Here is a 26,361-nt window from a genome sequence, read left to right as displayed (position 1 = left end):
TTACTTGCGTTTATCGGTTGTTTTTATTCTCGCTTGCTCCGTGGCCTGGGTTTGGCACTCTCCGCCGTGAAGGATGACGCTTACCCGTGCGTTGTCGCTTGCTGTTATGTTGACCTTTGCCGCGCCGTCTATGCTGACGACGACAAAGGCGTTATTTCTTGCCGTGATGGTTATCTCGCTGTTGTCACGCGCCCACACTTGGCCGGCATCAAAGTTACCGTATTCAACCGTCCCGGCGGCGTTGTCGAAGGCTATAACACTTCTTGGACTTTTCGCCGCTATTAGGTCGTCGGCGCAAAACACACCGAAGCGGGCGCGTATGTCGGAGAACTCGGCGCGAAGTTCCGGCGAAGGGTAGTTATTTTCGGAGCAGAAGTCCTGACCCTTGACGAAAAGGGTTATAAGGCGTTCTTTAGAAGAAGCCTTTAATATGAAGTCGTACCACTCCGAACAAATACCCGCCGCCTTCGCTTCGGCTGCTAATCGTTGCTTAAGTTCTTGTAGTTGCATTTTGCTGTTGTGTTAATCGGTTATTCCTTGGCTTCGTAGGTCGTCGCCGTCGTCTATTCCCAAACGGTTAAGTATGGATAGAAGGCTTCCGGCTATGTTCCCTAATCGGTTATCCATGCTTGAAAGGTGGATAAGCTGCTGCCTAAAAATTTCAATGGCTATAACTTGGTTCTGCCTTACGGCGTTGGTCTGCCCGGCCAATAGGTCTATACTTTCTTGGCTTGCTCCCTTTATTGCACCGCTTAGGCTTGTCGGGTCGCTTTCGTCCAATTCGGCGAATAGGTCTTTATACATATCCATTGCCGCCTTGAAGTTCTGCCCGGCTGCGGCTACCGCAGCCTTAAAGCGGTCTTGTTCGGCTTGGGTTAGTCCGTCGAAACTGCCGTTTCCTTCTGCGTCGAAGCCCATATCTTTTTGAAGCTGCTTAATTGCGTTCTGCAATGGCTTCTCCAAAAATTGAAGTTTTAGGGCGTTGGAAACAGCGTTTTTAAGCACGTTGTCGGCTACGTCGCCGAATACCTTTGCAGCGTCCTCTCCGCTCTCGAAGGCTTCTATAAGTGCGTCCTTTAATTCGTTGGCTAAGTCCCCGGCGGAAGTTTGGGTAATGCTTTCCGTGATTTCGGCGATGATGTCCTCAATCTGTCGCCCGGCTTCGTCGTAGCGTTCTTGGAACTCCTCGACGCGTCCCCAATCGGTTTTCTTCTTGGAGATTTCGTCGTTAATCATTCCTTGTATTTCGTTCTGCTGCTGCCGTAGGTTCTGAATTAACGCGCTTTGGTTTTGGTAGACGGTTTCGCCGAGGGCATTGTCTACGGCGTGTTCCAATGCTGTATAGGCACGTCCCAACCGGGTAACGGCTTCTTCATGCTTCTTAATTGACTTTTCGGCCTTGCGGTCGCGGCTGTTAAATAGGTCGAAGGCTGACGACAAAAAGCCTATGGATCCTTGAATAATGCTTAACGGGTTGGCGGTGGCTATGCCTGTGGCAATTTGAGAGGCCCCGTCCAACATTCCGCCTATGTCGCCTAATATGGCTTCCGTTTCCTCGTCCATGCTAATACCCATTTTCTTTATGCCGTTTGTCACACTTCCGAAGCACGACGAAAGGAAGGTTAGGCTACTGCCGAGGTCGCCGAAGGCTTCCTTAAAGCCCGCGCCAACGCTCTTTGCTACGCCTGTTTCTTTGTTAAGGGCGGCGTTCAATATATCGAGCTGCTCCTGTCCTTCTATGGTAAGTTCGCCCTTAATTTTAAGTCCGTTAAGGGTGGCTATTTTCTTGTGGAGCATATCGACGTAACTACTACCTTCCGCCAATAGGTCGGCGTAGGCTTCCTTCGCGGCTCCGGCTAATGTGGTGCCGCTGCTGTTTATAGCGTCGGTATAGTCGGCGTATTGCTTCTTCTTTTCTTCCAACGACTTTACAAAGGGGTCGTCGCTGTCTAATAACTTTTCCGCCTTCATAGCGGCGCGAAGTTCGCTTAGGCTTTGGCGAAGGGCCAGGAAGGGGTTACGGGTGGCTAACTCGTTCTTCGCCTTTTGTAGTTGGTCGTTAATGGCTTTAAGGTCGGCGGGGTTGAACTCTGCCGAAAGGTTGATTTTCCGGCTGTTGATGTCGTTCAAAAGTCGGTTAATCGTGGTCGTACTGAGCCGGGAAATGTCGCTAAACAACTGCCCCCAACTCTCGGAAGCCATAAGACGCTGCGCCGCCAATTTGGAAAGTTCACTTTGTTGCTTGGCGTTAATCTGCGCTATCATGGAAGCGTTGCCCTGTTGCTCGGCTAATGCACGTTGGGCGGCGTACTTTTCAAGTATCGCGGTTTCCTGTTGCTGATAGGTTTGGTATTCCTCTAACAGGGCGTCGTATTGCTCGTTCCCGCTGCGCTTGGCGTATTCCTCGCGCTCCTTTTCAAGCGCGGCTAATGCGGCTTCGGCTACTTGGCGTTCTGCGTCCGTGGCTGATTCTGCGGCTTGACGGCTTAAAAGTTCCTTCTTCCGGGCGTAACTTTCTTCAAAGTCTATCTTCTCTTGAAGGTAGCCCGCGTATTCCTGTAACAAAGCCTTCGTTTCTTCCTTCGCCTGTTGGAGTGTGTCTGCTTCGGCGGTGTTAAGGATTTCCGCCTTCGCGTTATCCACGTCGGAATTATCCCCGGAAAGTTCGGAACGTCGGCGTTCAATGGTCGCCAACATTTCGCTAATGGTCTTGCACTGGGCTAACTCCTGTTGTAGCTGCGCGTCGAAGGCTGAAATAACCGATTCGCGGGTGGCGTTGGCTATCTCGTTGTTAAGGGTTGTCAGGTTCTTTAAGTCGGCGGCGGTTTTTGTGGTCTTGGCTTCAATAGCGGCGCGTTGGTTCTCCAAATATTGCAGATAGCTACTGCCTTCCTTCAATAAGGGCGCGAACTCGGAAGCGGCGGCGTTCCTTACGGTTTCGTCGCTGCTTGTTATCCGCTTCAAATATTTTTCGTAAAGTCCTTTTCGTGTTGCTAACTGCTCGGCGAAGGGGTCTTTTTCATTTTTGCTACTGCTTCCTGCACTTGAACCGTTCCCGTTTGGTTTATTGGATCCTTTGGTGCGAAGTATGTCTAATTCTTTTAATTCTTTTTCTGTTAGTGCTATCTGCTGCCTTGTATAGCCTACGGTTTTGTCTAATTCGGCTTGTGCTTCGCTGTGGATTCTTTGGTTCGTGCTTCGGGCTTGACTTACACGGTACGCATTAATAGCGTCTATGGCCTTTTGGGTTAATTTGAAGTCGCCGCCGCTCATCGTGTACCATTCGTTATCTTTGTTATATGCGTCACCCGATGCGCTGACCGCTCCGGCGGCCTTCATAGCCGCCCCGAGGTCTTTTTGGTCTTGTGTCCCTTGCTTAATTATATTTCCTACCTTGGTGTAGAAGCCTCCCCCGGCCACGCTTTGGTCGGCGGCTATAATTCGTTGGTAATATTGTTCGTAAGCCTTCATTTGAAGTTCTTGAAGGGCTAATGCCTTAGCGCGAAGTTCCAACGCCTTAACAACGGACTTGGTATTTTTTATAAATACATTGTCCGCGTCCGTAAGGTTATTAACGGAAAGGGAAAGGCTATCAAATTCGGAAGCGTTGTTTTTAATCCATTCTTGTTTCTCTGCTGCTGACTTCAAGTTATTGTATTCATCGCGTAGGCGTTGGTATTTACCCACTAAGTCCGCGCTTTTTGATGCGGTGGATTTGTGGTACTCATCAAAAACTTTTTTTGCTTCTTCGTTTGCCTTTGTCGCGTCTTTTGCCTTACTGCTATATTTATCCCAAAGATATATAGCGGCGGTAATGGCTACCGATAAACCAAACGTTAAAGTAGCCATCAATGCTTTTGCGGCCACGACTGAGCCGCCCAAAGCCACGGTTAAGCGGTTGGTTGCTGCGGATAACAACTCCTTCGCCTTGGCGACGGTTACAAGCATAAACGCGCTATCCTTGTTTAAGGCGTTCGCTACTTGCTGCAAACCCATTGTTATGGACATAAGGGCCTGCACCTTCAACATTATTTTTTGAAGGTTTTCGTTTTCTCCGGCGAAAAGGGCTACCGCGCCTTGTGCCGTGCTGAACGCTCCGGCTACGCCACTAAGTCCGGCTATCATTCCTTGAAGCCCGGCGTTATCGTGGCTAAATATTCGGGCCTGTGTCTGTGCGTCGCCTATGGCGTTGGCAAGTCGCCCGGCTTCCTGTTGCAACTTTCGGAAGGTGTCCGTTCCGCGTAGCCCGGCTTCTTCCATTTGTCCTAACTGCTCCCGGACGTTGCGGAGCTGCGTCCTTAACGAAATTTGGGCGTTGGCGTTGTTTCGGGCGGCTTCCTCTGCCTTCCTTAACTGCTGTTCCTCGCGTAGAAGTGCGTCGGCTTGCTTTCCGGCTTCGTCTATGACGGTTTGGCGTAGGGTTATTTCTTCGCGGAGTTGGGCTTGTTTGGTTTGAAGGGCTGCCGCTTCTTCCTTATGCCCTGCCGAAAGTGCCTTAGACGCTTCCACACCGAGCCGCTTGTATTCGGCTTCCAACTCGGCAATAGCCGCCTTATTGGTGTCTACTACCACGTCTATTTGTGCAAAGGCTTTGTCTATGGCTTGGGCGGCGCGTGTAAAGGCCCCGTCCATCTGCTTACCGCCTAAAACGGCCGCGCCTTGGAACTCCTGTATAGCCTTCTTACTCTCGTTAAGAACGCTAATAAGTTGCTTGTTGTTACCGGAAATGTCAAACGACAGCCCGCCGCCTTGAATATTCATCGGTTTCTGCTGTTTATAAGGTTCATAAGTTGCTCGGCGTTGTCGTCGGTAAGGGCTATTTCGGTATCGTCGCCGCCGGACGTTCCGGGGGTGGTGCTTCCCTTGCCCTTGTCGTCAATGCCGGGCGCGTCTATCATCATTCTCAAAACCTCGCCCCACGAAATACCGTGTAGCAAGTAGTCCAATGTCCAACCGAAGTGAGCGCAGACGGAACCCCGGCGGCCTTGTGGACTTTTTAACCCTGTTGCTCTATACGTGTCGTTTCCGGGTCGCTTGTTCGCGCTGCGCTCATCAACCGCATAGAGTTTACAAAATCCCCTAAATTGCTTACGTTGGTTACTATAATCGCCAAAGTAAGAAGTTCGGAAGGTTTAAGGGTGTGGAAGAAAAGCCGTGTAAGGTCGCGTAGAGCCTTCTTGTCTTCCTTCCGGCGGTAGGTCGTGCCGTCGTAGGTGGCTATATAGTAGTCTTCGCCCAATACGGCGACGGCTACCGCTTCGGCAAGTTTGGCGGCTTCCTTGCTTGCCAAAGCGCGGGCGGTGCGTAAATAATCGTCGTCGCCTAACTTGGTTTCGTCTATCTCCATTTGAAGCCAAAGAAGGCTAAGACGGTCTAAGGTGGCTAACGTCGGTTCTTTAATCTTGTACGCCCTCGTTTCGGTTATCTTCTCCCGGCGACGGAAGAAGCCCCAAAAACCGGGCTTGCGGCGGTAGTGTGTTACCTCTATATCGAAGTCCACCCCTTCGCCTATCATTTTGCGCAGTTCCGCTTGTTCACGGTTCAACGCTTCTATTTTGTCGTCCTGTGGCATGGTCTTAATAATTGGGAAGGCCCCGGAACAATGTAGCGGGGCCTTCCGGGTTTGGTGTAAATGTGCGGGGCTGCTCGGTTAGGTCGTCTTCTTGATGACGGTAACGTACAACTTTTTAAGCCCGTCGGTATGGGGCTTCTGAACGGTGGCGGTAACTTCAAGAAGAAGGAGGCCTTTCTTGGAAAATTCGCCGTTGAACTTCGCCTTAATCTTGGCGCGGGGAACTTGAAACTTCAAGCCCTTGCGCGGAATGATGATAAGCGATTCTTCAATGTCGGCGGTAGCGTCGGGGTAGGCGTAAATGTCTGCCGCAATTTCGCCGCCGAAAAGACGTTTAAGACAGGCGAGGTCGGGGTTCATGATGGAAAAGGCAAACGTAGTTTTCCCGGGCTTGGTTATGATTTCTTCCGGGTCGTCGTTTTCCTCGGAGTAAAACTCCGTTTCCTCGCCGTCTTCCTGTGTCATCTTCGCTGTGTCTTGGTAGGTCAGGCCGTAACGGGTATAGTCCGTTTCGTTGAAGTCGCCATTTGCGGGTTCTTCTGTCTTGCCGAGAATGGCCGACAAACCTAATGTTATAGTAGACATAGGGGTATGGTGTTAAATTGTTAATGTATATTCCAGCTTATTCTCAAATTGCGGTAGTGCTGCTTTACCTCAATCTCTTTTATCGTGGTGTCGTTCTCAATCCAATATTCTAAGTCGGCTACGTTCTGTTCGTCCAAATAGGCTACAAGCGCGTCGCCAATGGTGCGTAGGCGTTCCCGGTCGGCTTTGCGCTGTTCCCGTCCGCGTATCTTTACTTTCTTGTCGGAAACAAAGATATTCACGTTGGAAGTACCCGTTTGGGGCTTTTCGTGCGTTACGGCTATCGTGTTTATTACGATGTCTTCCGCTTCGCTGTCGTCGGGTCGCTCCCCTTGGACGAATACGCCCCCGGAAATTTTGACTTTCCCGGAAGTAACGGCTTCCTGTACCAACTTGTAGAGGATGTCGTCCGTGTCTATGCTGCTGCAATGTTTCACTACTTGAAGGCGTTTTTAATGTTCGTAACTAAGTCGGCTAAGTGTTTGGCTACCTCCTTTTCGGCAAATTTTTCGGCGGAAGTCAATACGTCGCGGCCTTTGCTCTCGACGTGAACGGCGTAGTTCATACCCGCCACGACTACCAAAGCGTAGCCTTCGGTCTTGCTTCCCACTTGTAAGGCTAACCGCTGCCCTTCGTTAACTCCGGCATGTCCGCCCTTGACTGCGGCAAAAGCCACGTTTACGGGCTTACCGTCCACCAATACGACGTAGCCAATAGATGAGCGTAGGTTTCCCGTGCGGTCTTTGAAGCCACGTTCCGGCGGTATCATCTTCGCTAACTTTACGGCTTCTTCGCCTACGCGGGTAAGGCTTTCTATTAGCTGCCTATCCACTTCGGCTAACCACGCCTTAAAGGTCGCGTCTATGTCGTTAATATTGAAGTTCGCGCTTATACCCATAGCCTACAATGAAGTCGCCCTTTATCGAATTTCAAGCACTCGCCAATAATCCTAACTGCTCCTTCCGCCTGTGCGTCCTGTAAGGCTTCGTCGGTAAGCTCTGACGGTAGCAGTTCGCGGTCGGCTGCGGCCACTTCCTGGCCCAATCCTACGCGCTCCGTTCCCGCCGGAAGTTGGATAAGGGAAGCGAATGTTATAAACCTACCGTTCGCCGCCTGTATCTGCGTTCCCTTGCCGTTGGTTTCTTCCCGGCATGAAGCGTGAAGTTTCCACGCTGCCCCGGTTGTCTGCCAACTGCCGTTAGCGTCCTGTACTGCTTCCCCGCCGCTGTTGCGGACGTAAAGGAAGTGCGGGTATTGGTTGTTTATAATGTCTTGAATTGCTACCATATCCGGCTTCGGTTTTTAACCTTCGGCGCGTTGGCGGGTGTTATCCCCAATTCGCCGCAAGTTTGATTATACCAAAACTTAATAGCGTCCCAATTCCACGAAACGGAATAGCCGCCTTCGCTGACGTTCGCCAACGGTATAATAGAGCCGAACTCTTTACAAAGGGCGGTTTTCGCCGTCCTTACGTCTACTTCGGCTTCGGGGTCGGGAATTAGCCCGGCTTGGTTGGCTAAAATCAGTTCCGCGTCTGCTGCGGCTACGCCGAAGCGGGAAGCGGTGCGGGTTATCCATTCTTTGTAGGTCATCGTTGGAAGGGGTTAAGCCGGGAAGTTCCGTTACGTCGTGTTCTTGCCGATAACGACAGCCGGGTCGGGCTAACTGCACTTACGAGGTGCAAAGAAGCACGACGCGCCGAAACTCCCCGGACGGTTAGGGTTAGTGGTTCCACTTATTAGCGTCGGTAGACATAAGCCAACTATCGGATGAAGTTTCCCACGCGGGGAAGGCGTTAGCAATACCCATCGTCACTTCTTCAAGCGGTTCCTCGTTGGCGAACTTCTTAATAAGGGTGTGGCCGTTGAGGGTCTTGAGGGCTACCGAACCCTTTACGTTAAGGTCGGCGGGACGTTTCCAGAAGGTATGGCCCAAAACCTTGCTTGCGCTGAACATTACCACGTCGTTAACGAAGGGGTTGCCACTGAACGGGCGGCTTCCGTCGCCTAATTCGATGGTTATGTCTTGGTCGATGACAATGATTTGAAGCCCGTAAAGGTAGGAAAGTCCACGAAGGGCGGTGTTTACCTGTTCGAGGCTCGGTGTCTGCTGAACGCCGAGTGCGTTGGCGGCGAAGGAAGCACACGTTTTCTGCACTTCTTCGGTTTCCGTGAAGGTGGCGAAGGTTTCCGTAGACATAAAGGCGTACTTCAACGTAACGCCCTTCTTCTTGGCGGATTTTACAACAGCCTTGAAGTCCTTTGTAATAGGACGGGCGGCGGTAGAATTAGCCCACGAAGCGGAACCGGTTTGGAAGCCTACCTTTTGTTCTTCGGGGATAAGGTAGTCTACATCGTATTCGGTAAGTACCGAAGTGTTGTTTTCGTTGGTAAGCGTAATTTTGCCGAGCGAAATGGACTGCAACGCTATCCACTCCAAACGGGCGGCTACGCCGTCCCAACAAAATTTAGTGTCTTCGGCCCACGCTTCCACAAGTGCGCGAAGGTCGGGGTTCTTCGACGTGCGGGCTATCATAAGTTCGTAGTCGTCGAGTTCTTCCTCGTTCTTGGTGCGCTTAATGGCAATTTTGGGGATGTCGCCCTGAATACGGGCTATTGCCTCGCGGGTCTTTTTGTCAATGGTTGCGCCACGGGCTACGAGGTCGGCAGCAATTTTAAGCCCTATTCGCGTTTCCAACGCCTTCCACGTTAGGGAGTAATTCTCCTTCAACGGGAAAAGTGTAGGATAGTAGAAGGGTTTAAGGTCGTAGGTCTTGACTACGCCCGCCATATCCTGTTCGTTAAGCCCCTGCATTAAAGTAGGTATCATAACTTATTGTTGTGGCTTGTTGGTTAGATGAATTTAATTGTAGGAAGGGCGGCTTTAATCGCGTCGCTAATCGGGGGGCAAAGCGCGGTTTTGAACTGCCCGAAGGTTACGGCCGGGACGGGGGTGTTAGTAAGTGCTTCCACCGGGTAAGAGTCGCCGACGCAAGCGAAGGGGGCGTATTTGAACGCCGAAACGGTTGCGCTTTCTTCTTTGGCCTGGGTAAGCACTCCACCGACGGGAATAGCCGCGCCGAGGGTTGTTCCTACGGTTACGGTGTCGTGGGTCTTGGCGGTGGTGTCAATGGCTGTAATAGCGTATGACTTCGCGCCCGTCTTGAACATCACGAAGTCGCCTACTTTGAAGTGGTGCCCCTTGGCTACCTTGTAGGCGGTGGCGGTGCTTGTGGCGGCTTCCGTTACTTCTGCCGTCTTGACGAGGTGGTAAATACCCGCTTCGTCGGGGGAAATAACGGAACCTTCACGAAGGGGAACGCCGGGGATAAGGTCGGCGACGCTAACGGTTACACCGTTGGGAACGTCGGCGAGGTTGTGCGTACAGGCGTGGGCGGTTCGCTCGTCCTGTTTGCGTGTGTATCGCATAAATCCCATTTTCGTTGTCGGTTTAGGGGGTTGTTAAATTTCCTTCCCTGTAAGGGTCGGGTTGTTGTCACTCTGCGAAGCGATGTAGTCTGCTACGCCTTGGCTAATACCTTCTTTAGTCACGGCTCCAAAGAGGGGCTTATCGTGGCCTTGCAGTCCTTTGTCGCTTTGCTCCTGTGCAATGCCGTCGAGGTCGGCCTGCACTTCGTTTAAGTACCCGTTAAAGTCGTCGTCGTCCTTGAAGGTGGGGGCTACGCGGTCGAAGCTGCGCAGCATCATTTCGCGCTGCTTGCCCTCAATCTTGGCGGCTTCCAACTTCGCTACAAATTGTTCACGGCGGGTGGCTGTGGTTTTCTCGGCACGTAGGCTGTCGTAGCCTTCGCGTATTGCCTTGTTTTCCTCGCGGATAATTTCGCGTATCTGCTCGGCTGTCAATGCTCCCGCCGGGGCCGGTGGTGTCTGCTGTCCGGGCTGAGGTTCGCCGCCGGGCTGTTCCTTCTCCTTGAAGTCGTACTTACGTCTAAGGCCTTCTTCGTGGGTCTTGTTTGCCTTGGCTATCTCCGCGTCGGTTCGGCTTCGGTAGTCCTTAACGAATTTGCTAACCTTGTCGGCGGTAAGATTCCCTACGACTTCGGTCGCTTCTTCAATGGTCGCGGCGTTTAAGCCTATGAAGGCCGCAAGCTGCGTTAAACCGTCTTTTCGCTCGCCTGCAAATTTTTCCTGCAGTAGTGCTAAAATTGCTAATGTTAATTCGTCCATAAAATTTGTAGTGGGGGTTACTTAAACATAGCGCAAAGTTAGCGTATTACCTTAATACAAGTTTGAATAAGGGACGGCAAACACTTCGCCGAAACTTCCACCGCTCGGCGGCGGTTGCCGTACACTTTGTTAGCCTTTTATATGCGGAATGTGAATTATTTGCAGTAACTTTGCGGTGTTGCCGGGGAAAAATCCGGCGACTTATCGAAGAAGCGATAGGTTCTTAGTATTTGAAAATCGCCAAATTAACAAATTACGAAGAATGAACCTAAGCGCGTAGCGTCGTATATCCTTACCACGATATACCGATGAAGCGCGGCTATACGGTTTGTTTTCGTAAGGCGTTTGGCGATGCCGCAAATACTCAAACCTATATAGTCCGCGCTTTTTTCGTGTGTATAACCCGGCTACTTCGGGCGGTGGCTACAAAGTTACTAATTTTATGAAGAAGTTACTTTTATTGCTCTGCCTTTTGTTTCCGGTGCTGGGTTTGGCACAGGAGCGCGGAACGCTTGACTACCTCGACGCTCGCCCCTTCTTTGGGGAAATAGTGTTAGGCGATTCCATCACTAAGAACCTGCGTAAGCTGCACCTATTGGAAGAAAAAGCCGAAAAGGGCGGCTTCCGTTGTGAAGTTACCGAAAAAGGAAAGGAATGTTATAAAATCGGGGGGCATTCTCCATTGGCTATCTATGTAGACGTTGTGGACTACAAGATTAAAAATATATTGGTCTACTTCCTTATTGGGAACGGCGAAGAATTGGACGTTGTAAAGGCCTTAATGGAGGACTTTGGCGAATGGGCGCAAAATGACAATGGCTTTAATTGGTATGGTAAAAAGGTAAATGTTCTGTCGCATTACTCCGACGACTTGCGAACATTCTACGTTTTCTTTAACTATGCTACACAGCCTTAATATGGAAGTCGTTTTATTGTGGGTTGCCGGGGTTCTTATTGGCGGCTCGTTCCTGTTTATTGTGGTCGCCCTGCTGACGAAGCCCCGCCGTATGAAGAAGAAGGCACAACGGGAAGCCGAAGCGCGGGCGAAGGAATTAGCCGACATCTACGGGCGTGTCGCTTGCACCCGCGTAAGATTGGGCGGTCTTGAACGGGCTACGCGAATACTTGAAGAAGCCCGGAAGAAGGACGACGTACCAAAGTAATACGTTTGAGTATTTTTTGCTATTGACTTTTTCGGTTGGTAACAATTAGTTACGTCCGTTCCACGTTATACGCTTACGGCTGTAACTCCGTGGGTATCGTATTCCCGTCAGGCGGTCGGGTCTGATTTGGAAGCCCCGCGTTATTGTGCTAACTTTGTGGCGAATAAACAACACTTTGCCACAATGGAAGAAAAACAATTAACCCCCGCCGAAGCGTTCTTTATGAAGAAGGCGGAATTTGAACACAACATAACGGAAGCCGTTAAGAACTTCGCCGGGTCGTATGCCACGGACGTAAAAATAGCGGTTGCCGTTGAAGTACAGCCCGCCCTTGCTAATTCCGGCGACGTCGTGGACTGTCGTATTAAAGGAGTTGAAATTGAAGCCAAATATAAACAAAATGCCTAAGCCCTTAGCCCCCGCCTTCCAACCGCTACCGTTCCCGTATTCCCCGGTACTCCGGGACGCAATGGCGGAAGTTTCCCGTTCCGTCGAGCCTATGCTTGACGACTTGGTAGCGCGCTACGCTCCCACCAATGAAGGGCGCGTTACTATTGCCCTGTGCGACGTTAAGAACTCCCACGGACGCGCCCGGCGTGATGCACTACGTAGACTTGACCGGGTTGTTACTGAACTATTCCCACCCGTCGAAGGTGCGCCGCTTCCTTCCGAGGAACTGAACGGGAAGCCGGACGTTTTAGCCGGGGCCGCCTGTATCGGCTACGACTTCCACCCCGAAAGCAATACCTTCGGAATAGGTTTTATTCCTTCGGGCTATGCTCCGTTTAACTCCAAATAACAAAGGCTATGAAAATACCGCGTATCAATACCACGAAGGGCAAACAGCCTGTTACCGTCGTTCCCGATAACGTCCTTGTCGAAGGCTTCCTTAATTCCGACGCCCCGGCGGAATATATAGACGTCGTGCGGCTTCTTGAATATGCCGAACCGGACGCCGAAAAGAACGGGGCTATTCTCCGGCAATGCTTGGAAGGTAAAGCCCGGCTTCTTCCTGTATATCCCGGCGTAGGAGAAAAAGAACCCACGGGCGCGAAGCTCGTAGGTTCTATTATGGACGGCGGCTTATACCTCGTTCCTATTCGTTAGGGTGTCTTAAACGACTTCGCTAACGCTACCATTTCCGCGTATTCGGTTGGCATCAACAACTGGAATACGCGGTTTCCTATAAATGCATTTTCAAAGGCGTGGGCTAAATATTCGTGTTGTTTCATGCCGTAACTCTTGAAGTAACTAACGGAATGACCCCAGCCTACGTCGTCGCGGTTTACCAAACTTCGCAACGTGTCCATAAGTCCGCCGAACTGCTCCAACGCATCCGGCTTTGAAATGCCGTAACGCTTAAATATCGGGTCGTCTTTGTCCTTAGTCCGTATTCGCTCGTAAATGTTTTTTATCTTAGCCGACAGCGTTATTATACGCATTTGGTTTACTTCGTGCTTGACCTTCTGAACCTCGTACTTCCCCGTTTTATAGTTCCATACCCTTTCCGTCGTGTAATAGGTCGTCTTTTCGCGGGTGCGTAGCCGCTTGGTCTGTGCGTCGCGGAGGTCTGTAACTTCCTTCGCAAACAATAAATTCCGTTGGTCGGCTATGGCGTGGCCGAACTCATGGTAAATAACGGATACGCGGTGCCACGGCGAAACTTCGTTACGTCCTTTCGTATAGACTACGACTAAGTTGCCGCCACTTTCGTAACTGCGCCCGGTGCTGTTGTGTATCTCTAACTTAACCTTCCGTTTGAGAAGGTCGAAGAAGTCCTTACTAAATTCGTGGTCGGCGTCGCCTAAATATGCCTTACCCTTTTCCAACTCGGCGGGCATATTCGCGGAATAGCTGCCCTTCTTGGCTTTTGCGGCTGCTAACTTGGCGGGTAGCGACGCGAAGAAGGCTTTAAGGCGGCTAATGCAGTCGCCGTAGTAGTTGTTAGTCTTTACGTCGTTGGCGTTAAGGGCGGCTTCTATTTCCTTCACTATGTCCGGGAAGCCTACCGCCTTGTCTGCGAAGTCTTCCACCTCGTTACGGGCGGCCATCCATTGTTGTAGCCTATTGATGCGTTCCGTGTGTAAGCGTTGCAATTCGGCGCGAAGTCCGGCGCGGTCGCCGGCCGTCCTCAATGGATCCAACCCCGAAACGTCTAAGCCGAACGTATAGGCCCACGCTTTATAATGGGCTATCTCGCTGTCGAACTCCGTACAGGGTTCGGACGGCTTTGCCGTGGTGCCTGGCATTTGTGTCTTCTGCGGAATAGCCGGAAGAAGGCCGCCGGAAATAACGCCGTTCTTGAAGTTGTCGCGTATGTAGTACGGCATAGCCTTCCAATTCTTAGAACGGTCGGCTATGGCTTCTATGTGGCTACGGAACACCGCCGGAACATCGCGGACGGTGCGACGGGAAGGAAGGCTTTTGTAGGTCTGCCCCCGGACTATGGCTTTTAATCGGTTCGCCCTCTCTTTGTTGAACTCGTCGTAGTCGGACATAATAGGCACGACAACGCAACGGCATTGCGGGTGCCAACCGAGGAACTTGAAAGTTTTGGGATAGTCGCCCGCCAACTCGTCGCAAATGTCGGTTAACGGTACGGTCTTCCCCTTGCTGTCCTTCGTAGTGTGGTTGTTGCTCAACATCACGCGGAAGCCTACGACAAAATCTAATTGTTGCCATCGTAAGTATTCGGCTTCCCTGTATGCCATATTTACTTCCGTCCGTGCCAAACGCTCGGCGTTCTTGGCTGCACTCCTGTAAACGCCTTGGCCGGGGTGGTACATCTTCGCCGCCTTACTAAGCCGAAGGTTTCCGCCCTTATCGCGGACGCGCCTAAATAATTTGTCCGGCTGTTGTAGGTATTGGCGAAGGTCGCGGGAGAGCTGCTGTGCGCTACGTCCTTCTCCTACGGCTACGTCTATACCCAATTCTAACGCCGTCTTAAATTCTTCCGTGTACTTCCATACGCGCTGACTAAGCCCCAAACCTCCGGCTTTACGCTGTTGGAAGGCTTGTAAGGCTTCGAGGTTACGGGCTTGGTACTTCTCCGCTTCTTCCGGGGTTAGCCGGGACGTGCGAAGTATGGAACCTAAGAAGGCATCGCTTTTGTCGCAGGCCGCTTGCCACTCCGTCCGCGTCCCGGTAGTTATAACGGCTTCTACCTTCTTCGTAAGTCGGGAAAGTATGCCTTCGGCTTGGCGACGTGTAGCCGGGAAGTCGTCGAAACTAAAAACGCCGTCTTCGGGTATGGTTATACGTCCGGCGGCGCGGGCTATCTCGTCGCAAGCGGTGTTATATAGCCGTTCCACTTGGCGGGCGTACTGCCGCGTCTTGGCGTAGTGCCGGGCATCAAAGCCACGAAGTCGGACTATAAGGCGGTTTTCGGTATAATCGGGCATAAAGTTATTTTTTCGGAATTTCGCGTTTAAGCGCGTTCCGCTTCCGAGGTGGGTACTTTATCCATTCGGAAGGAAACGCGGCCTATACGCGGCTTAAAACGGCTTCTTTTGGTTTGTATTCTCCATAAATAGAGCGTATTACGGAATTTTAGGCGGGTTCGTAGGCTTAAAGGGTCGGTTCGCCTTCCGTCCATGCGTTGGCCCGGTCTTCTTCCGTTTGTATTTCGGCCTGTTCTACGTCCGGGTCTTCCGCCCAACCTAAACGGCGTATAGTCGTCTTTTGGCTTGCTATCGGCTTGCCGCCGTTGGCACCTTGGAGCATATTTATTTTCGCCTGTTCGTCCTCAATAATGTACGGCGTTATCCGGGGCGAAACAATAAGACGACGGGCGGCGGCTTTGTTCTTGACGTTAGCCGCGCCGAGGTAGGCTAACACTATGTTAGCACGGCGGGTTAAATAGTCGTCGAATACTTCCATTTTGTCCTGTACCTTTAAGTGTGCGTCCATAAATAGAAGTTGAAGGGCTACGCCGCTAACCGCGCCTATTCCCTTCACGCTATCAAAGGAAATATCGGGCGTTTGGGTAATGGTGTAAATCATTCGTAGAAGCGTGTCTATTTCCAACCTTACGCTTTCCGGGGCCTGCGCCCATGATAGGTAGGTTGCTTTCGCGCCTTCCTCGCCTTCGATTATCGCTCCGGCTTCTCCCTTCCTTGCGAAGCCCAATATTTTGCCTTCTACAAAGATTTTCGGGCTTGCGTGGTAGTCGTTGGTGTCGGCGAAGTTGGAAAGTAACTTTTCCAAACGGTCGATAAGGCTCTGCACGTCTTCCCACTCTACGGCGGGTTGACTTCCGTACACTATGGGGATTTTGCCGATGGTTAGCTGCTTGGGGTAGCCTTCGACTAACTCCCAGTTCTTGGCTTCCGTCCCGGTCGGGCCTTCTGCTGTCCATATATAGTGCGCGTCCTTCGTGTAGGTTTCAAAGTATGTGCGCGTAGTCAGGTCGTCTGCCTTCTTCGTGAACTCACGGGAAAAGGCTATTAGGTCGCGGTTGTCGTCGAAGTATGGGTAAAGTTTATCCCCAAAGGCCGGACTAAACAGGGCTACGCGAAACTTCGTTTTTGTCGGGAAGCCGTAGAGGTCGTGCGTTTCCTCGGTTTCTACCGGGTACCAATATTCTGCTACCTCGGTAGAATTGAAAATACTACGGGCTACGCGGCGGTTAAGGGTTCTTTCCTTGACTTCGTGGAATACACGTTTAAGCGCGGCAAGTACCGCCTTTTCCTCGTCGCCCTGCGGGTCTGCATCGTAGGCGGGCGGGTTGCCGAAGGTAAACGCTACAGCGCGTTTCACTATCAACTTTTGAAGGGCTAACGCTATGCGGGCTACGGGTTCAATTCTAAACCCCTGTTCCGTGGTAAGCTCGGCGTTTACGTTGATGTTCTTGACTTGGCCGTATTCCTCGCTATCCTTGTCTGTTACTACAAGTTTGTCCGGGCGTTTGCGCGGGTCGTTGATGTCGTGCTTTGCAGGGTCGTACTGCGCGGCGTACTGCTCCGAATTGGGAAGGGTTGTAATTCGCCCGTTTCTCAACTCGTTTATAGCTGCGGGGTAGTCGCCCGCTTTTAGTAGTTCGTCAATAGGTGACATAGTCTATTGGGGTTTATGGGGTTAGAAAATTTGTTTTAATCTTGAAATACTTTGCTTCCCGTCGGGGCGTTTCTCCACCGTTCCCGTTAAAGCGTCCGGCGCGTCGTCGTGGGTGTTTCGTCCCTGCTTCTTGTATTGGGTTATAGCCTTGTGAAACTTCGGCCATAAGTGCGCCCACTCCTTCGGGAAGTGTGTAAGGTTCTGCACCTCGTTTGAGTGGCTGAATATTCGTATATCCTTGTTTTCGCCTTGGTGGAACCAGCGTACAACGGTACGGCGGTTTCCCAATATCCGGCAGTTTTCTTCTACCTTCCGGGCGAAGCCGCGCCCGCCGTTGTTGCTCTCTATTATCGCTTCCTCTACTTCCCACTTCGTAAGGATCCGCGCCGTTTCCGGCTCGGTCGTTTCCATTGCGGCCTGGGTATAGTACACGTCTAAAATGAAGTTGCCTATTTCCGTTTCGACGTAGACAATACAGCAAAGGAAGTCTTCGCCCGTGTCGGCGGTATCGACGTAGGCTTTTACTTTGTGCTTCTTGGTTACGGGCAATACTTCGTAGGTCTTAAACTCGCGTTCGTACATAAGCCCCGTTATCGGTCGGGGGTTCTGCATATACTGCGTTTCAAATACCCACCCGCTTTTTTCTTCCAATTCGTGAAGTTCGGCTAACGTGTGTTTGAACTCCCACAGCGGCCGCTCCTTGCCGTCGTCGTCAATCTCAATAACGGGAAGGCTCAATACTACCCATTCGTCCGGCTCCAACTTCTGCAAGTAGCCGCAAAGGTCGTCTTCGTCCAAACGCTGCATAATTATAATTATCGGCGTTTTTCGGCTGTTAACGCGGTTTCGTATGGTGGTTTCAAACTTTTGGTTTACCTTCTCGCGTATTTGTTCGCTTCGTGCGTCGTCCGGCTTAATAGGGTCGTCGATGACTATCGCGCCGCCGAACTCGTCCCCTTCGGAAGTAATGGCGGCTACCTCGTCGCCTAATTCCTCGTCTTCGTCCTTATCCACCAAACCCGCGCCGAAGCCTGTTACCTGTCCGGCTGATGAAACGGCGTAAAGGCCGCCCCCGGCTTTTGTAAACCATTTGCGGGTGTTTACGCTCGTAGGCATAGCGTCCGGGAACAATCGCCTATAACTCGGTTCGCGCAAAATTTCCTGTACTCCTCGGCTGTTGTCGCGGGCTAAGTCGTCCGAATAACTGAGGTGTATAAACTTCGCCTTCGGGTTAATGGCGAAGCCTTCCGCGATGAAGCTCTTAACCGCTAATTCGGTCTTGCCGTAGCGTGGTGCGATGTTTATTATAAGCCGGGTTATCTCGCCCTTTAATACCTTGTCTAAGGCTTCGGCTATCCTTTCGTGATGTTTGCCTACGACGAACTTACGCTTATACTTTTCTTTGAAAAAGAAGCGTGTAAAGTTTAGCGTTCCTTGGCGGATCCACGTCTTTATTACGTCTATGTCGCGGCAGAAGGACATTAGTATTTTTCGTTTAGGGTTTTGAATAATTCGGCGGCTTCTTCCTTCGTAAGCGTCCGGGCCGGTATCAAGTCGCCGCCGTCCTTTCCTGTAAGTTCCATTCGCTGCGTGGGCTTGCCGTACTGCCTTTCGCGCAGCTTGTCTAACGTCGTGGTCTTGCCGTTCTTCATATCGCTAAGTATGGCCCGCGCTAATCCTTTGGGGTATATCGGGGCTTCCTCCCACTTTACAAGTAGTTGAAGGTCGGCGAAGGTAAAGGAAAGTATAGCGGCTTCCCATTCGTTAATCTCCACGGCGGAAAGGCTGTAAAACTTCTTCGCCTTCGCCTTGCTCCCGAATATCTTTACAAGCTGTTCGGGTACGCGGCTTTTGGGGCGGCCTTTGGGGTTGCCACTCTGTCCGGGTTTGAACTGATGCGGGGTTATGTTTTCGGGGTTTGGCATATCGCTGTTATTTTGTCGTTTTGTCGCTGTTCGGCTTTGAGGTTTGTTCTTTCTCCAAATGTTCAATAAACGCCCCTATTTCGGTTTGAAGGTCGCGTAGTTTATTTATGAAGTCGCCTATATCGTCCGAAAAGGTTTTATGTAGTCGTACCTTAGTCCGGCAGCTCGCAATTTCGATAAATGTATTCCGTTCTATTCCGTCCGAATATTCCGTTATCCCGTCGAAACATACCACGCTTCCCGTGCTTGGACTTGTCGGCGGGTTAAGCCATCGGCGTGTGCAATAAAATGTGTTATTATCCATCGTAACTCGTTTTTATTCTTCACTTGGGGCGAAGTTGCCTATTCGTTCCGCTTCGTCGCCTGTATATTCTTCCCACCGCTTTATTATCACGTCTATATAGGCGGGGTCTAATTCCACGGTATAACAAGAGCGGCCCAACTGCTCGGCCGCCATAAGGGTGCTTCCGCTTCCGCCGAATAGATCTAACACGACTTCGCCGGGGCGTGTGCTGTTCTTAATGGCGCGTCCCATCAGTTTTATAGGCTTCATCGTAGGGTGGTCGGCTGAACGTAGCGGCTTATCCTCGTGTATTGTCGTGGTCGGGGTGGCTTCGCCCAATAGCGAACGAAGAAGGGCTTTTAACTCGTCCTTCGTCATTGCGTCTATGTCCGGGGCTTCGTCCTCGGTTACGGTCAATAGGTCGCGGCGGTTTACGAAGAAGTGCGACGCGCCGGGCTTCCAACCGTATAGGCAGGGTTCGTGCTTCCATTGGTAGTCCTGTCGCCCTAATACCATGTTGTTTTTAACCCATATAAGTATCTGCTTCAACTCCCAACCCACGGACTTAACCGCCAATTTGAAGTTAAGCCCTTCCGTTCCGGCGTGCCAAATGTAGAACGCGCCGCCCTTCTTGAGGTAGCGGTTGGCGTTGTCGAAGGCGGCTTTAAGGAACTCTAAAAAGGCTTCGTCGCCCATCTTGTCGTTGGCGATGTCCTTTTGTACCCGGTTCCCCTTGTCGGCGGCGTTTAGGGCTTCGTTCTTGCTTGAATAATCCACGTTATAGGGCGGGTCGGTTAAGAATAGGTCTACTTTGCCTTCGCCTATCAGGATATCCAATACTTCCGGCTTCGTGCTGTCGCCACAGATTAGGCGGTGGTTTCCTAATTGGTAGATGTCGCCGTATTTCGCCTTCGGCTTGCTTGGTAGGTTTCCGGCTACGTCGTAATTGTCTTCTTCCGCTTCTTCTTCGGCTTGCCCTGTGTCAATGTCGGGAAGTTCCACAGCCCAACGGTCGAGGTCTTCTATTTCCCATTCGTTGGCTAAGTCGTCATAATCCCAATCGCCGAAGGCTACGTTATCCTTTATGACAATGGCGCGTAGTTTCTCCGGTGTTGTTTCCGGGGGGATTACTTTCGCTATTGTTTCCGTGTAGCCCAATTCTTTAAGGGCGCGGTAGCGCATATTTCCGCCTATAATGACGTTATGCCCGTCGTATTGGTAAATAAGCACTTCCCGAAGTGCCAACATTTCGGGGTCGTCCTGTATCGACGCTTTCAACTTTCTAAATTTTACGTCGTCCTTCATCATTCGCGGGTTCTTCGGAACTCCGGGAATTTGCCCTTTGTTCAGTTCCAAATCCGACAACTTCAATACGACGCTTTGCACCAACGGCGCGAGGGCCTTGGCGGGGGTAGCTGCTCCTTCCTGTGTTTTCTTCTTTGCCATAGTTTCCGGGGGTTAAGGGTTAGAAGGGCGCCGGGCCGCTGTGTCCGCCGCCGAAGGGGTCAGCCCAATACGCCATAGACGCGCCGCGCATACTCGCTGCCGTCGAACTCTGAATAGCGGAACCGTTGCCGCCGCTTCCTGTACTTCCGTTGTCTTCTGCCATTTTCGTGGGGTGTTAATCGTTAAACTTTTTCCGTATCAAGTCCGCCCATGCGTCTTTACCCCATACAGGCTTCCGTATGGTTTGGTAGCGTTCCAATATCCGGCTAAAAAATTCGTCGTAGAAGTCGTAAAGTTCCGGGCTTTCCTCTATCGTGAATTGCTCAATACTGCCGGAACTGCGTAGGTTCGCCGAGCCGTGGGCTATTATCTTCTTCCCGCCTAATGTTTCAAACTGCGCCGTTTTGGTGTGGACGTTCGCCACGGCTAATTGTAGACGGTTGTCTATATCCAAATGGCGGTAAATGTAGGGTATTAAAGCCCGTATCTCCATGTTGTAGAAGTACGCGCTTATTATTAGGTTCAATTCGTCTATATAGCCGTGGGTTATAAGGTTGTGTAGGCTGTCTATGTTGTTTTGGTTCATCGACAGCGTGGAAATTGTCAATTTCTTACACTTGGCGTTATTCCTCACTATGAAGGCTTCTAAGAAGTCGCCGAAAATGAACGAGCCGTTAACTATCACGTCGTAGCGGCTTCCCTCGGTCATCTCTATATCACGCGCCAATTTTACGGCGTTGTCGTACATAACGAAGTCCGGCTTACGGGTGTAAACCTTCGGCTTTATGTAGCGTGTTTCTTCCCCTTCGTCGTCGCTTAGAACGTCAAAGAGGGAAGTATCTACGTCGGGAAGGTCGAAGTTACCTATATCCCCTATGTCGAAGTTAAAGCCGTCTTCGTCGGCCTGGGTCTTTTTTCGTCTGCTCATTTCCTTTGTCAGTTTATGGAAAAGGGCGCGGTTTCGGTCGCCGCGCCCTTCCGCTTCGGCAGTGTCGCCGTTGCTTTCAGCTATATGGAATTTCGTAGAAGCCTATGTTAACCACGCTATCCACGCCCAAACAATGCCTTCAACCACGAAGTAAAGAAGAAGCCACGTTAAAGCCCCGGCGGTCGTCCATAGGAAGTCGGCAAGTTCCGGCGTTCCTTTCTTGGTTGCGCGGTCGTAAACTTCCTTTGCCACTCCTACCAATATGGCTATACCCACGGCGAAAAGCACGGGCATAAAGTTGGTAAGAACTCCGGCAATAAGAAGCCCGGCGGCGTAGTGTAGTTTCTTGTCGTAGGCTATCCGCTTAATGAAGGCGGCGGCTTTTTCTATTGCTTGTTTGGGTGTCATACGCGGGCGGTTTATTATGCCGCAAAGTTAAAGGGTTTGCCGTATTAAATTGATACGACAAACCCTAAAACACTTCGCTAAAACTTCAAGTAGGCGGCTATACTGCGCCCAAATACTCCGTTATTTCGCGTTTGAAGTCGTCGAAGCTGCGGACTATAACGTACTTGTTGCCGTTGGCTTCGGCGGCTTTCTGCCATTCCTTCTGCGTCTGTCGTTGTGAGCCTTTCTTGGTCTTGAACTCCACGCAAAGGGAAGCGTAGCCGCCCGAAGGCTTCAAGAGGATAGCATCTGCAACTCCGGCGGTAACGCCTTCCGCCTTCAATATCCCGGCTTCCCGTTTATTGCGGCCGCCGCCGTTAGGGACGGCAAAGAATAGCGGGCGAAGGTGCGGGTATTGTAGCCCAAACCAATAGAAGCAGTTCCGTTGTATGTGGCTTTCTATGTGCCGGGGCTTCGCCTTCTCCTTGGTGGCGTTGGCTCTCTCTACCAACTCGTCGAAGGTTAGGCGCGGCTTCTTCATCCCGGCGGGCCGGACGGGTTCGTAGCACTCGCCTATAAACTCGTCGAAGCCGTACTTTCTTTCGGGCTGCGGTTCTGCCTTCTCCTTTTCCCGAAGGGCGGCGGCGCAGGACTTGCTGCAGCACTTTCCCCAACCTCTTGCGACGTTCCGGCTATCGGCTTGGAATGGGCGGCCGCAATTCTCGCAAATTCTCGTAACGTATGCCATCGTTATTCGGGCTTAAAGTGGAACTTCGGGGCTTTCTTCGGTGTGGGTAAACCGTTAAAGGCGGCTATTCGTCGGTAGGTGTCTAAGGCTACTTTCTTGAGCTGCTTCTTCTCCTTTCGGGGAAGTCGTAAGGTTGGCCCGGTATTGTCGAGCCGGATTGTGGCGTGGCTGAAACTGAAATTTTCGCCTAATGTCGTTTGCATGGTTGTTGTCTTTACTTGGTTCTTAACTATCGGGAAATAACGAGCCTTGTAGACGGTCGGCGGCGGCTTTCGCCCGCTCCGCTTCTATCTGCTGCACTCGCTTTATTTCCTTGTCTATCTCGGCTTCTATCGCCTTCGACTTTCGTAGAGCGTCCGGCAAACGTGTACGGAAGTATTCGCGTTGTGCTTGCCGAAGCTCTACTACTTTGTCGAAGAATTGTTTAGGGGTCATAACTGCGAAAAGAGGTTAAGTTGTATTCCTTTCTTTGCTGTCCGGGCGTAAATCGGGCAATTTTCGCGGTAATGGCACGCGCCGAACTTGGCTTCTTCAAACCTTTGCGCCCAAAGTTCCGCGTAGGCTTCCGTTCCGGGTTCCGCTTCGCCACTAAGGAAGGTTACTAACTTCATACAGAAAAAGCCGCGTTCTTTCGTGCTTTCGCCGTTAATCTCTACTAAACCGGTTCCGTTCATCTTAGTAGGGCATATTTTCGTTGCCGGGGCCTGGGAATGGTTCGCCGGGATAGCCGCTTCCGTATGCTCCACCGCCGTAGCCTTGTGCGCCGTACTGCTGTCCGGGTTGGGCCTGCTGTTGGTTCTGCCCGTCCTGTCGGCTTCCGAGCAGCTCCAACTCGGTAACGGTGCAATTAAGCCCCGCTTCTACGCCGTTCCGTCCTGTGTACGGTTTGGCGGTAAGGTTGCCCCGGCAGAATACCTGCGTTCCCTTCTTGAGGTATTGCACTACCGCGCCGTCGCCCGGTTTAAGACAACTTACCCACGTCGTCCGGGTTACGGTTGTACCCTGTGCGTCCTTGTAACGCTCGGAAGTAGCCACGTTGAAGGCTATAAACGGTTTCCCGTTGAAGTTCTTGATTTCCGCGTCGGATCCTATGTGTCCGACAAATTCCGCTTTTAACATAGTTGCTTGTTTTTGTTGGGGGTTATGGTTATTTTGTTTTCTTCGGTATGAAGCCGACGTAAAGGCTTGCTTCGTAGTCTACCAATCCACCCGGAACGGGGTGTATGTCGGCGCGGTGGCGTATATAGCCGAAGTCCTTTATTCGCCCTAAGACTTCTTCGGTTAGGTAGTCCCGGTAGAGTCTTACAACTTCTTCCGGCGGCATTTTGCCTTCCTGTACTAAGTGGCTAACTCGGCTTACCACTTTCGCTACTTGGTAGCCCGGCGGAAGTGTGGCGTGCGTTTCGGGATGAAGGGCGTAGGCCCAACGGCGCAAAAGCGCGGCTAATTTGGTCTTAATCTCCATATCTTTTCGGGGGGTTAAGGGTTAAACTTCGTATTCGTAAATCATTTTATACTCGACGGGCTTGTACGGTTGCCATGTGTGGCGTAGTCGCCAAACCGTTACTTCGGCTACTAACCTTTGTTCCATTCGTTCCTGTACGAACTTTTGAGCCTTCGTCTTAGCCGTGAAGGTATGGCGGCTAAATTTCGCTTCACGTTTAAGGAAGTCGGGGTATTCCCAAAGTTCGACTTCGTAGGTTGTCGGGTAGCCGTTTTCGTCTACGTCACATTCGCCGTGGTACATAGCGGTTGAACGTGGAATAAGTAGCGGTTCGTCCGTGCGTTTGTGGTGTTTTATTTTGGTCTTAGTCATCGTAAATTTTCGGTGTTTATGAATTCAATAGTTCGGTAAAATTTGCATATTCAATTGAATATCAATAAGATGCAATAACAATTCAATATCAATGCAAACTATTGTGTATCAGTGCGATACAGCTATGCCTGCTCAAAAATTACCGAACTGTTGTGAATTGGAAAATATGCTTAATTACGTCTACCGTCCAACCGTTACCGAGCATTCGGTATGCCTGGCTATCACTGCAAACCCATTCGTACCAATCGGGAATAGTTTGTAGGCGGCTGCACTCGGTGGGGGTAAGACGGCGTAGAACTGCGTCGGGTGTTAGAACTGCGGGCGCGTGTCCGGCGTGGGCTGAACACAAAGCAGGGGTTATGCCGTCGGCTGAATAGACGCGGTTTTGTTGGTATGGCTGCTTTCCGCCGCTCTCGGTGTCCGGGTTAAGTTGTATTACCTCGCGGCTTTGTACGATGTTGTTGGCTTCGTAGCGGCTTGAAGTAACCGTAGGGGCTTTTCTACGGAATACCGCGCCTTCGTTAAATCCGTGGGGAAGTTGAAGTATTAGATTATCTTTTTGAACCGTTGTTAGTGTATTGGTTTTCCCGTCGGTTCGCGGCTCTAACGCCGTCATGTTGTGGCGGCTCTCCTGTACTTCTCCGGCTTCGTATTGGCGGCGTATAGCCTTGCCGTATTCGGTTCGGCGTGGTGTCAAACACGCGGATTCTATGTAAATTAAATTGTCCTTCTCCACGCTTGTAAGGCAGTTAGTCTTACCGTCCGGGCGAAGTTCCGGCGTTTGCTCGTTCCTTCCTGTTTCCGGGTTGAAACGCCCACGAACAGCCACGCAACGGGCGGCGCGTTCCCCTTGAAGTAATACTATATCGTCGTGGCAGCTCCCGCCTACGCGAAGGGTGTTGCTTTTTTCGTCTTCCGCCCTTGGGTGGAAGCCGAAGCCGGTACCGGCTTCGGCTTGCCGTTGATGGTGTTCTATAAGTTTCTTTATTCGTTGGGAAGTAAGGACGTAGCGGGGTTCTACCTCGTCTTCCAAAATATCGCGTAGGAATATTCCCCGGTCTTCCGGCTGTGGAATTGCGGTAAATACCTTTGTGTCGAATAGGTTTGCTTCTTCGCGTGTCCGTATGTTAGTCCAATACAAGCGGACGCGGTTTTGTGCTGAAACTAAGGCGGAATTTATTACGACGGGTTCTAATCCTAATTGGTCGGTAATGACTTGTTCGCACTCCTTACGCATACGGACGTTTTCAAGTAGGAATAAAACGCCGGGGTTATACTCCTGTATCTCCCGAAGAATACGGACGTATTCAAAGAACAGGACGCTTCGGGGGTCGTTAAAATTTAACTGCTTTCCGGCGAAGCTGAACCCTTGGCACGGCGAACCGCCTATAAGGAGGTCTATGTGGGGAAGGTCGGCGGCGTGTACTCCTGTCACGCTGCCGAGCTGCACCGTGTCCGGGAAATTGTGCTGTGTCTGCTGTATGGCGAATTTGTCAATTTCGGAAGCAAAGTATTTGTTTACCTTTATTCCGGCTTCCCTTAACGCTATTTGCCCGCAGCTCATCCCGTCAAAAAGGGAAAGTACGTTTATTCCGTTGTTGTTCATTTCGTCTTATATTGATACGTCCGAAGGCGTAGTTAATTTATTACTCAATAGCGTAGCCACTTTTTCGGCGGCGGCGCGGAACTCTCGGTTATACTTGTATTCGTTTTCGTATCGACGGAGGTGGTAGTGAATTGTAGAAGTGTCGTGTTTCGTTTCTTCGGCGATGGCCTGTGTCGAAACGCCGCGCTTTTTGCAATGGTGGGCGTATATCATTCGGGCGTAGACGTACCAACGCCCCCGGCTGTCGTTCACTATGTACTTGAAGGGAACAGCCATCGCTACAAGTATGGCGCGTTTAATATCCCGGTGCAACGGTCTACGTTCGTATTCCACCGTTAAACCTAAACCTTTGGCTATCTCCCGTTCTAATGTCGCCCCGTTGCTTAACTCCCAATTCGCAAGCATATAAATCGCGTCGCAGTCAAGCAATAAGCGAATATCCGCTTTCATTTGCTCTCTCCACGGTTCGGACGGATCCACGCCGTTGTTAAGGGGGTTAATCACGGCGTAGCCCTGTGCCGTTAGGCGCGTGGCGGCTGCGGTAAAATTCGCGGTGTATTCTTCCGGGGTTAATCCCGAAATTTGGCCGCTTATGTAAATCTTAGTTTGCTTCATGCGATTTTGGGTTTATTTTGCTTCTATGGCGTTTTATTGTCGTCA

32 protein-coding genes are annotated in these 26,361 nt (G+C 51.2%); 5 read left to right on the top strand and 27 right to left on the bottom strand.

From position 1 onward, the window contains the following. The 11 genes from NF347_RS11725 to NF347_RS11675 form a co-directional block, all read right to left on the bottom strand. Window positions 1-510, bottom strand: coding sequence for a hypothetical protein (locus NF347_RS11725; protein WP_123542309.1), 510 nt, complete (start codon window positions 508-510; stop codon window positions 1-3). Between the two features lie 12 nt (window positions 511-522). Next, the gene (locus NF347_RS11720) at window positions 523-4,761 is read right to left on the bottom strand and encodes a coiled-coil domain-containing protein (protein WP_306254265.1); all 4,239 of its coding nucleotides are present in this window, start codon (window positions 4,759-4,761) and stop codon (window positions 523-525) included. Further along, complete coding sequence (locus NF347_RS11715) at window positions 4,758-4,907, bottom strand: hypothetical protein (RefSeq protein WP_161553900.1); 150 nt, start codon at window positions 4,905-4,907, stop codon at window positions 4,758-4,760. Before NF347_RS11715 ends, NF347_RS11720 begins: the two co-directional genes overlap by 4 nt. Window positions 4,908-4,996: 89 nt before the next feature. Continuing rightward, window positions 4,997-5,545 carry a hypothetical protein gene (locus tag NF347_RS11710; RefSeq protein WP_133165571.1) on the bottom strand — a complete coding sequence of 183 codons (549 nt, stop codon included), beginning with the start codon at window positions 5,543-5,545 and terminating at the stop codon, window positions 4,997-4,999. Between the two features lie 105 nt (window positions 5,546-5,650). Continuing rightward, window positions 5,651-6,157, bottom strand: coding sequence for a phage tail tube protein (locus NF347_RS11705; protein WP_107681888.1), 507 nt, complete (start codon window positions 6,155-6,157; stop codon window positions 5,651-5,653). Window positions 6,158-6,177: 20 nt separating this feature from the next. Then, entirely contained in the window at window positions 6,178-6,594 is a 417-nt protein-coding gene (locus NF347_RS11700) for a hypothetical protein (protein ID WP_107681887.1), read from the bottom strand. Continuing rightward, a complete protein-coding gene (locus NF347_RS11695; protein ID WP_133165570.1) occupies window positions 6,594-6,989 on the bottom strand; it encodes a hypothetical protein in 396 nt (131 codons plus the stop codon). The genes NF347_RS11700 and NF347_RS11695 overlap by 1 nt, the downstream gene beginning before the upstream one ends. A 448-nt stretch (window positions 6,990-7,437) precedes the next feature. Continuing rightward, the gene (locus tag NF347_RS11690) at window positions 7,438-7,749 is read right to left on the bottom strand and encodes a DUF6706 family protein (RefSeq protein WP_306254264.1); all 312 of its coding nucleotides are present in this window, start codon (window positions 7,747-7,749) and stop codon (window positions 7,438-7,440) included. 130 nt (window positions 7,750-7,879) lie between these two features. After that, the gene (locus NF347_RS11685) at window positions 7,880-8,986 is read right to left on the bottom strand and encodes a major capsid protein (RefSeq protein WP_306254263.1); all 1,107 of its coding nucleotides are present in this window, start codon (window positions 8,984-8,986) and stop codon (window positions 7,880-7,882) included. A gap of 23 nt (window positions 8,987-9,009) precedes the next feature. Beyond that, complete coding sequence (locus NF347_RS11680; RefSeq protein WP_240605021.1) at window positions 9,010-9,594, bottom strand: hypothetical protein; 585 nt, start codon at window positions 9,592-9,594, stop codon at window positions 9,010-9,012. A gap of 24 nt (window positions 9,595-9,618) precedes the next feature. Continuing rightward, a complete protein-coding gene (locus NF347_RS11675; protein ID WP_306254262.1) occupies window positions 9,619-10,344 on the bottom strand; it encodes a hypothetical protein in 726 nt (241 codons plus the stop codon). 442 nt (window positions 10,345-10,786) lie between these two features. Between NF347_RS11675 and NF347_RS11670 the strand changes: the two genes are divergently transcribed. The 5 genes from NF347_RS11670 to NF347_RS11650 all read left to right on the top strand — a co-directional run bounded on the left by NF347_RS11670 (window position 10,787) and on the right by NF347_RS11650 (window position 12,614). Beyond that, entirely contained in the window at window positions 10,787-11,260 is a 474-nt protein-coding gene (locus tag NF347_RS11670; RefSeq protein ID WP_306254261.1) for a hypothetical protein, read from the top strand. Between the two features lies 1 nt (window position 11,261). Next, window positions 11,262-11,507, top strand: coding sequence for a hypothetical protein (locus NF347_RS11665; protein ID WP_306254260.1), 246 nt, complete (start codon window positions 11,262-11,264; stop codon window positions 11,505-11,507). A 183-nt stretch (window positions 11,508-11,690) separates the two neighbouring features. Further along, on the top strand, window positions 11,691-11,915 hold the full coding sequence (locus NF347_RS11660; RefSeq protein WP_107681937.1) for a hypothetical protein: 225 nt from the start codon (window positions 11,691-11,693) through the stop codon (window positions 11,913-11,915). Window positions 11,916-11,976: 61 nt separating this feature from the next. After that, a complete protein-coding gene (locus NF347_RS11655; protein WP_133165596.1) occupies window positions 11,977-12,306 on the top strand; it encodes a hypothetical protein in 330 nt (109 codons plus the stop codon). Between the two features lie 8 nt (window positions 12,307-12,314). After that, window positions 12,315-12,614, top strand: coding sequence for a hypothetical protein (locus NF347_RS11650; RefSeq protein ID WP_107681939.1), 300 nt, complete (start codon window positions 12,315-12,317; stop codon window positions 12,612-12,614). Here NF347_RS11650 and NF347_RS11645 read toward each other — a convergent pair. The 16 genes from NF347_RS11645 to NF347_RS11570 all read right to left on the bottom strand — a co-directional run bounded on the left by NF347_RS11645 (window position 12,611) and on the right by NF347_RS11570 (window position 26,316). After that, a complete protein-coding gene (locus NF347_RS11645) occupies window positions 12,611-14,908 on the bottom strand; it encodes a hypothetical protein (RefSeq protein WP_306254259.1) in 2,298 nt (765 codons plus the stop codon). The two genes, NF347_RS11650 and NF347_RS11645, sit on opposite strands and share 4 nt — an antisense overlap. 166 nt (window positions 14,909-15,074) lie before the next feature. Then, window positions 15,075-16,562: a phage portal protein gene (locus NF347_RS11640; RefSeq protein ID WP_107681753.1), complete on the bottom strand. Its 1,488-nt coding sequence runs from the start codon at window positions 16,560-16,562 to the stop codon at window positions 15,075-15,077. Between the two features lie 21 nt (window positions 16,563-16,583). Continuing rightward, the gene (gene terL, locus NF347_RS11635; protein ID WP_240604954.1) at window positions 16,584-17,678 is read right to left on the bottom strand and encodes a phage terminase large subunit; all 1,095 of its coding nucleotides are present in this window, start codon (window positions 17,676-17,678) and stop codon (window positions 16,584-16,586) included. A 365-nt stretch (window positions 17,679-18,043) separates the two neighbouring features. Further along, entirely contained in the window at window positions 18,044-18,487 is a 444-nt protein-coding gene (locus NF347_RS11630; RefSeq protein ID WP_107681751.1) for a DUF5681 domain-containing protein, read from the bottom strand. 316 nt (window positions 18,488-18,803) lie between these two features. After that, window positions 18,804-20,018 (bottom strand): DNA modification methylase, encoded by a 1,215-nt coding sequence (locus tag NF347_RS11625; protein ID WP_306254258.1) that lies wholly within the window; start codon window positions 20,016-20,018, stop codon window positions 18,804-18,806. A gap of 373 nt (window positions 20,019-20,391) precedes the next feature. Beyond that, complete coding sequence (locus tag NF347_RS11620; protein WP_107681748.1) at window positions 20,392-21,144, bottom strand: hypothetical protein; 753 nt, start codon at window positions 21,142-21,144, stop codon at window positions 20,392-20,394. Window positions 21,145-21,246: 102 nt separating this feature from the next. Beyond that, entirely contained in the window at window positions 21,247-21,552 is a 306-nt protein-coding gene (locus NF347_RS11615; RefSeq protein WP_107681747.1) for a hypothetical protein, read from the bottom strand. Window positions 21,553-21,649: 97 nt separating this feature from the next. Then, entirely contained in the window at window positions 21,650-22,072 is a 423-nt protein-coding gene (locus tag NF347_RS11610) for a VRR-NUC domain-containing protein (protein ID WP_306254257.1), read from the bottom strand. A 209-nt stretch (window positions 22,073-22,281) separates the two neighbouring features. Then, complete coding sequence (locus NF347_RS11605) at window positions 22,282-22,482, bottom strand: hypothetical protein (protein ID WP_306254255.1); 201 nt, start codon at window positions 22,480-22,482, stop codon at window positions 22,282-22,284. A 22-nt stretch (window positions 22,483-22,504) separates the two neighbouring features. Continuing rightward, on the bottom strand, window positions 22,505-22,714 hold the full coding sequence (locus tag NF347_RS11600) for a hypothetical protein (protein WP_306254254.1): 210 nt from the start codon (window positions 22,712-22,714) through the stop codon (window positions 22,505-22,507). Further along, entirely contained in the window at window positions 22,711-22,953 is a 243-nt protein-coding gene (locus NF347_RS11595) for a hypothetical protein (protein ID WP_306254253.1), read from the bottom strand. The genes NF347_RS11600 and NF347_RS11595 overlap by 4 nt, the downstream gene beginning before the upstream one ends. A gap of 1 nt (window position 22,954) precedes the next feature. Then, window positions 22,955-23,398, bottom strand: coding sequence for a single-stranded DNA-binding protein (locus tag NF347_RS11590; RefSeq protein ID WP_306254252.1), 444 nt, complete (start codon window positions 23,396-23,398; stop codon window positions 22,955-22,957). A gap of 28 nt (window positions 23,399-23,426) precedes the next feature. Beyond that, window positions 23,427-23,744 carry a hypothetical protein gene (locus NF347_RS11585; protein ID WP_306254251.1) on the bottom strand — a complete coding sequence of 106 codons (318 nt, stop codon included), beginning with the start codon at window positions 23,742-23,744 and terminating at the stop codon, window positions 23,427-23,429. Between the two features lie 21 nt (window positions 23,745-23,765). Beyond that, window positions 23,766-24,095, bottom strand: coding sequence for a hypothetical protein (locus NF347_RS11580; protein WP_306254250.1), 330 nt, complete (start codon window positions 24,093-24,095; stop codon window positions 23,766-23,768). Window positions 24,096-24,234: 139 nt separating this feature from the next. Continuing rightward, window positions 24,235-25,701 (bottom strand): DNA (cytosine-5-)-methyltransferase, encoded by a 1,467-nt coding sequence (gene dcm, locus NF347_RS11575; RefSeq protein WP_107681804.1) that lies wholly within the window; start codon window positions 25,699-25,701, stop codon window positions 24,235-24,237. 6 nt (window positions 25,702-25,707) lie between these two features. Continuing rightward, window positions 25,708-26,316 (bottom strand): DUF4406 domain-containing protein, encoded by a 609-nt coding sequence (locus NF347_RS11570; protein ID WP_107681805.1) that lies wholly within the window; start codon window positions 26,314-26,316, stop codon window positions 25,708-25,710. Window positions 26,317-26,361: the final 45 nt, after the last annotated feature.

It is taken from the genome of Paramuribaculum intestinale (genome assembly GCF_030759015.1).
Classification (GTDB): domain Bacteria; phylum Bacteroidota; class Bacteroidia; order Bacteroidales; family Muribaculaceae; genus Paramuribaculum; species Paramuribaculum intestinale.
Note: the sequence above shows the minus strand (reverse complement) of the source record. Positions and strands in the feature narration are given on the sequence as shown.

Bases quoted from the DNA above. Each gene is read 5' to 3' on its own strand.
- NF347_RS11725 (WP_123542309.1), bottom strand. From the start codon at position 510: ATGCAACTACAAGAACTTAAGCAACGATTAGCAGCCGAAGCGAAGGCG.
- NF347_RS11720 (WP_306254265.1), bottom strand. From the start codon at position 4,761: ATGAATATTCAAGGCGGCGGGCTGTCGTTTGACATTTCCGGTAACAAC.
- NF347_RS11705 (WP_107681888.1), bottom strand. From the start codon at position 6,157: ATGTCTACTATAACATTAGGTTTGTCGGCCATTCTCGGCAAGACAGAA.
- NF347_RS11690 (WP_306254264.1), bottom strand. From the start codon at position 7,749: ATGACCTACAAAGAATGGATAACCCGCACCGCTTCCCGCTTCGGCGTA.
- NF347_RS11685 (WP_306254263.1), bottom strand. From the start codon at position 8,986: ATGATACCTACTTTAATGCAGGGGCTTAACGAACAGGATATGGCGGGC.
- NF347_RS11680 (WP_240605021.1), bottom strand. From the start codon at position 9,594: ATGGGATTTATGCGATACACACGCAAACAGGACGAGCGAACCGCCCAC.
- NF347_RS11675 (WP_306254262.1), bottom strand. From the start codon at position 10,344: ATGGACGAATTAACATTAGCAATTTTAGCACTACTGCAGGAAAAATTT.
- NF347_RS11670 (WP_306254261.1), top strand. From the start codon at position 10,787: ATGAAGAAGTTACTTTTATTGCTCTGCCTTTTGTTTCCGGTGCTGGGT.
- NF347_RS11665 (WP_306254260.1), top strand. From the start codon at position 11,262: ATGGAAGTCGTTTTATTGTGGGTTGCCGGGGTTCTTATTGGCGGCTCG.
- NF347_RS11660 (WP_107681937.1), top strand. From the start codon at position 11,691: ATGGAAGAAAAACAATTAACCCCCGCCGAAGCGTTCTTTATGAAGAAG.
- NF347_RS11655 (WP_133165596.1), top strand. From the start codon at position 11,977: ATGGCGGAAGTTTCCCGTTCCGTCGAGCCTATGCTTGACGACTTGGTA.
- NF347_RS11650 (WP_107681939.1), top strand. From the start codon at position 12,315: ATGAAAATACCGCGTATCAATACCACGAAGGGCAAACAGCCTGTTACC.
- NF347_RS11645 (WP_306254259.1), bottom strand. From the start codon at position 14,908: ATGCCCGATTATACCGAAAACCGCCTTATAGTCCGACTTCGTGGCTTT.
- NF347_RS11640 (WP_107681753.1), bottom strand. From the start codon at position 16,562: ATGTCACCTATTGACGAACTACTAAAAGCGGGCGACTACCCCGCAGCT.
- terL (WP_240604954.1), bottom strand. From the start codon at position 17,678: ATGCCTACGAGCGTAAACACCCGCAAATGGTTTACAAAAGCCGGGGGC.
- NF347_RS11630 (WP_107681751.1), bottom strand. From the start codon at position 18,487: ATGCCAAACCCCGAAAACATAACCCCGCATCAGTTCAAACCCGGACAG.
- NF347_RS11625 (WP_306254258.1), bottom strand. From the start codon at position 20,018: ATGTTGGCACTTCGGGAAGTGCTTATTTACCAATACGACGGGCATAAC.
- NF347_RS11620 (WP_107681748.1), bottom strand. From the start codon at position 21,144: ATGAGCAGACGAAAAAAGACCCAGGCCGACGAAGACGGCTTTAACTTC.
- NF347_RS11615 (WP_107681747.1), bottom strand. From the start codon at position 21,552: ATGACACCCAAACAAGCAATAGAAAAAGCCGCCGCCTTCATTAAGCGG.
- NF347_RS11610 (WP_306254257.1), bottom strand. From the start codon at position 22,072: ATGAAGAAGCCGCGCCTAACCTTCGACGAGTTGGTAGAGAGAGCCAAC.
- NF347_RS11605 (WP_306254255.1), bottom strand. From the start codon at position 22,482: ATGCAAACGACATTAGGCGAAAATTTCAGTTTCAGCCACGCCACAATC.
- NF347_RS11600 (WP_306254254.1), bottom strand. From the start codon at position 22,714: ATGACCCCTAAACAATTCTTCGACAAAGTAGTAGAGCTTCGGCAAGCA.
- NF347_RS11595 (WP_306254253.1), bottom strand. From the start codon at position 22,953: ATGAACGGAACCGGTTTAGTAGAGATTAACGGCGAAAGCACGAAAGAA.
- NF347_RS11590 (WP_306254252.1), bottom strand. From the start codon at position 23,398: ATGTTAAAAGCGGAATTTGTCGGACACATAGGATCCGACGCGGAAATC.
- NF347_RS11585 (WP_306254251.1), bottom strand. From the start codon at position 23,744: ATGGAGATTAAGACCAAATTAGCCGCGCTTTTGCGCCGTTGGGCCTAC.
- NF347_RS11580 (WP_306254250.1), bottom strand. From the start codon at position 24,095: ATGACTAAGACCAAAATAAAACACCACAAACGCACGGACGAACCGCTA.
- dcm (WP_107681804.1), bottom strand. From the start codon at position 25,701: ATGAACAACAACGGAATAAACGTACTTTCCCTTTTTGACGGGATGAGC.
- NF347_RS11570 (WP_107681805.1), bottom strand. From the start codon at position 26,316: ATGAAGCAAACTAAGATTTACATAAGCGGCCAAATTTCGGGATTAACC.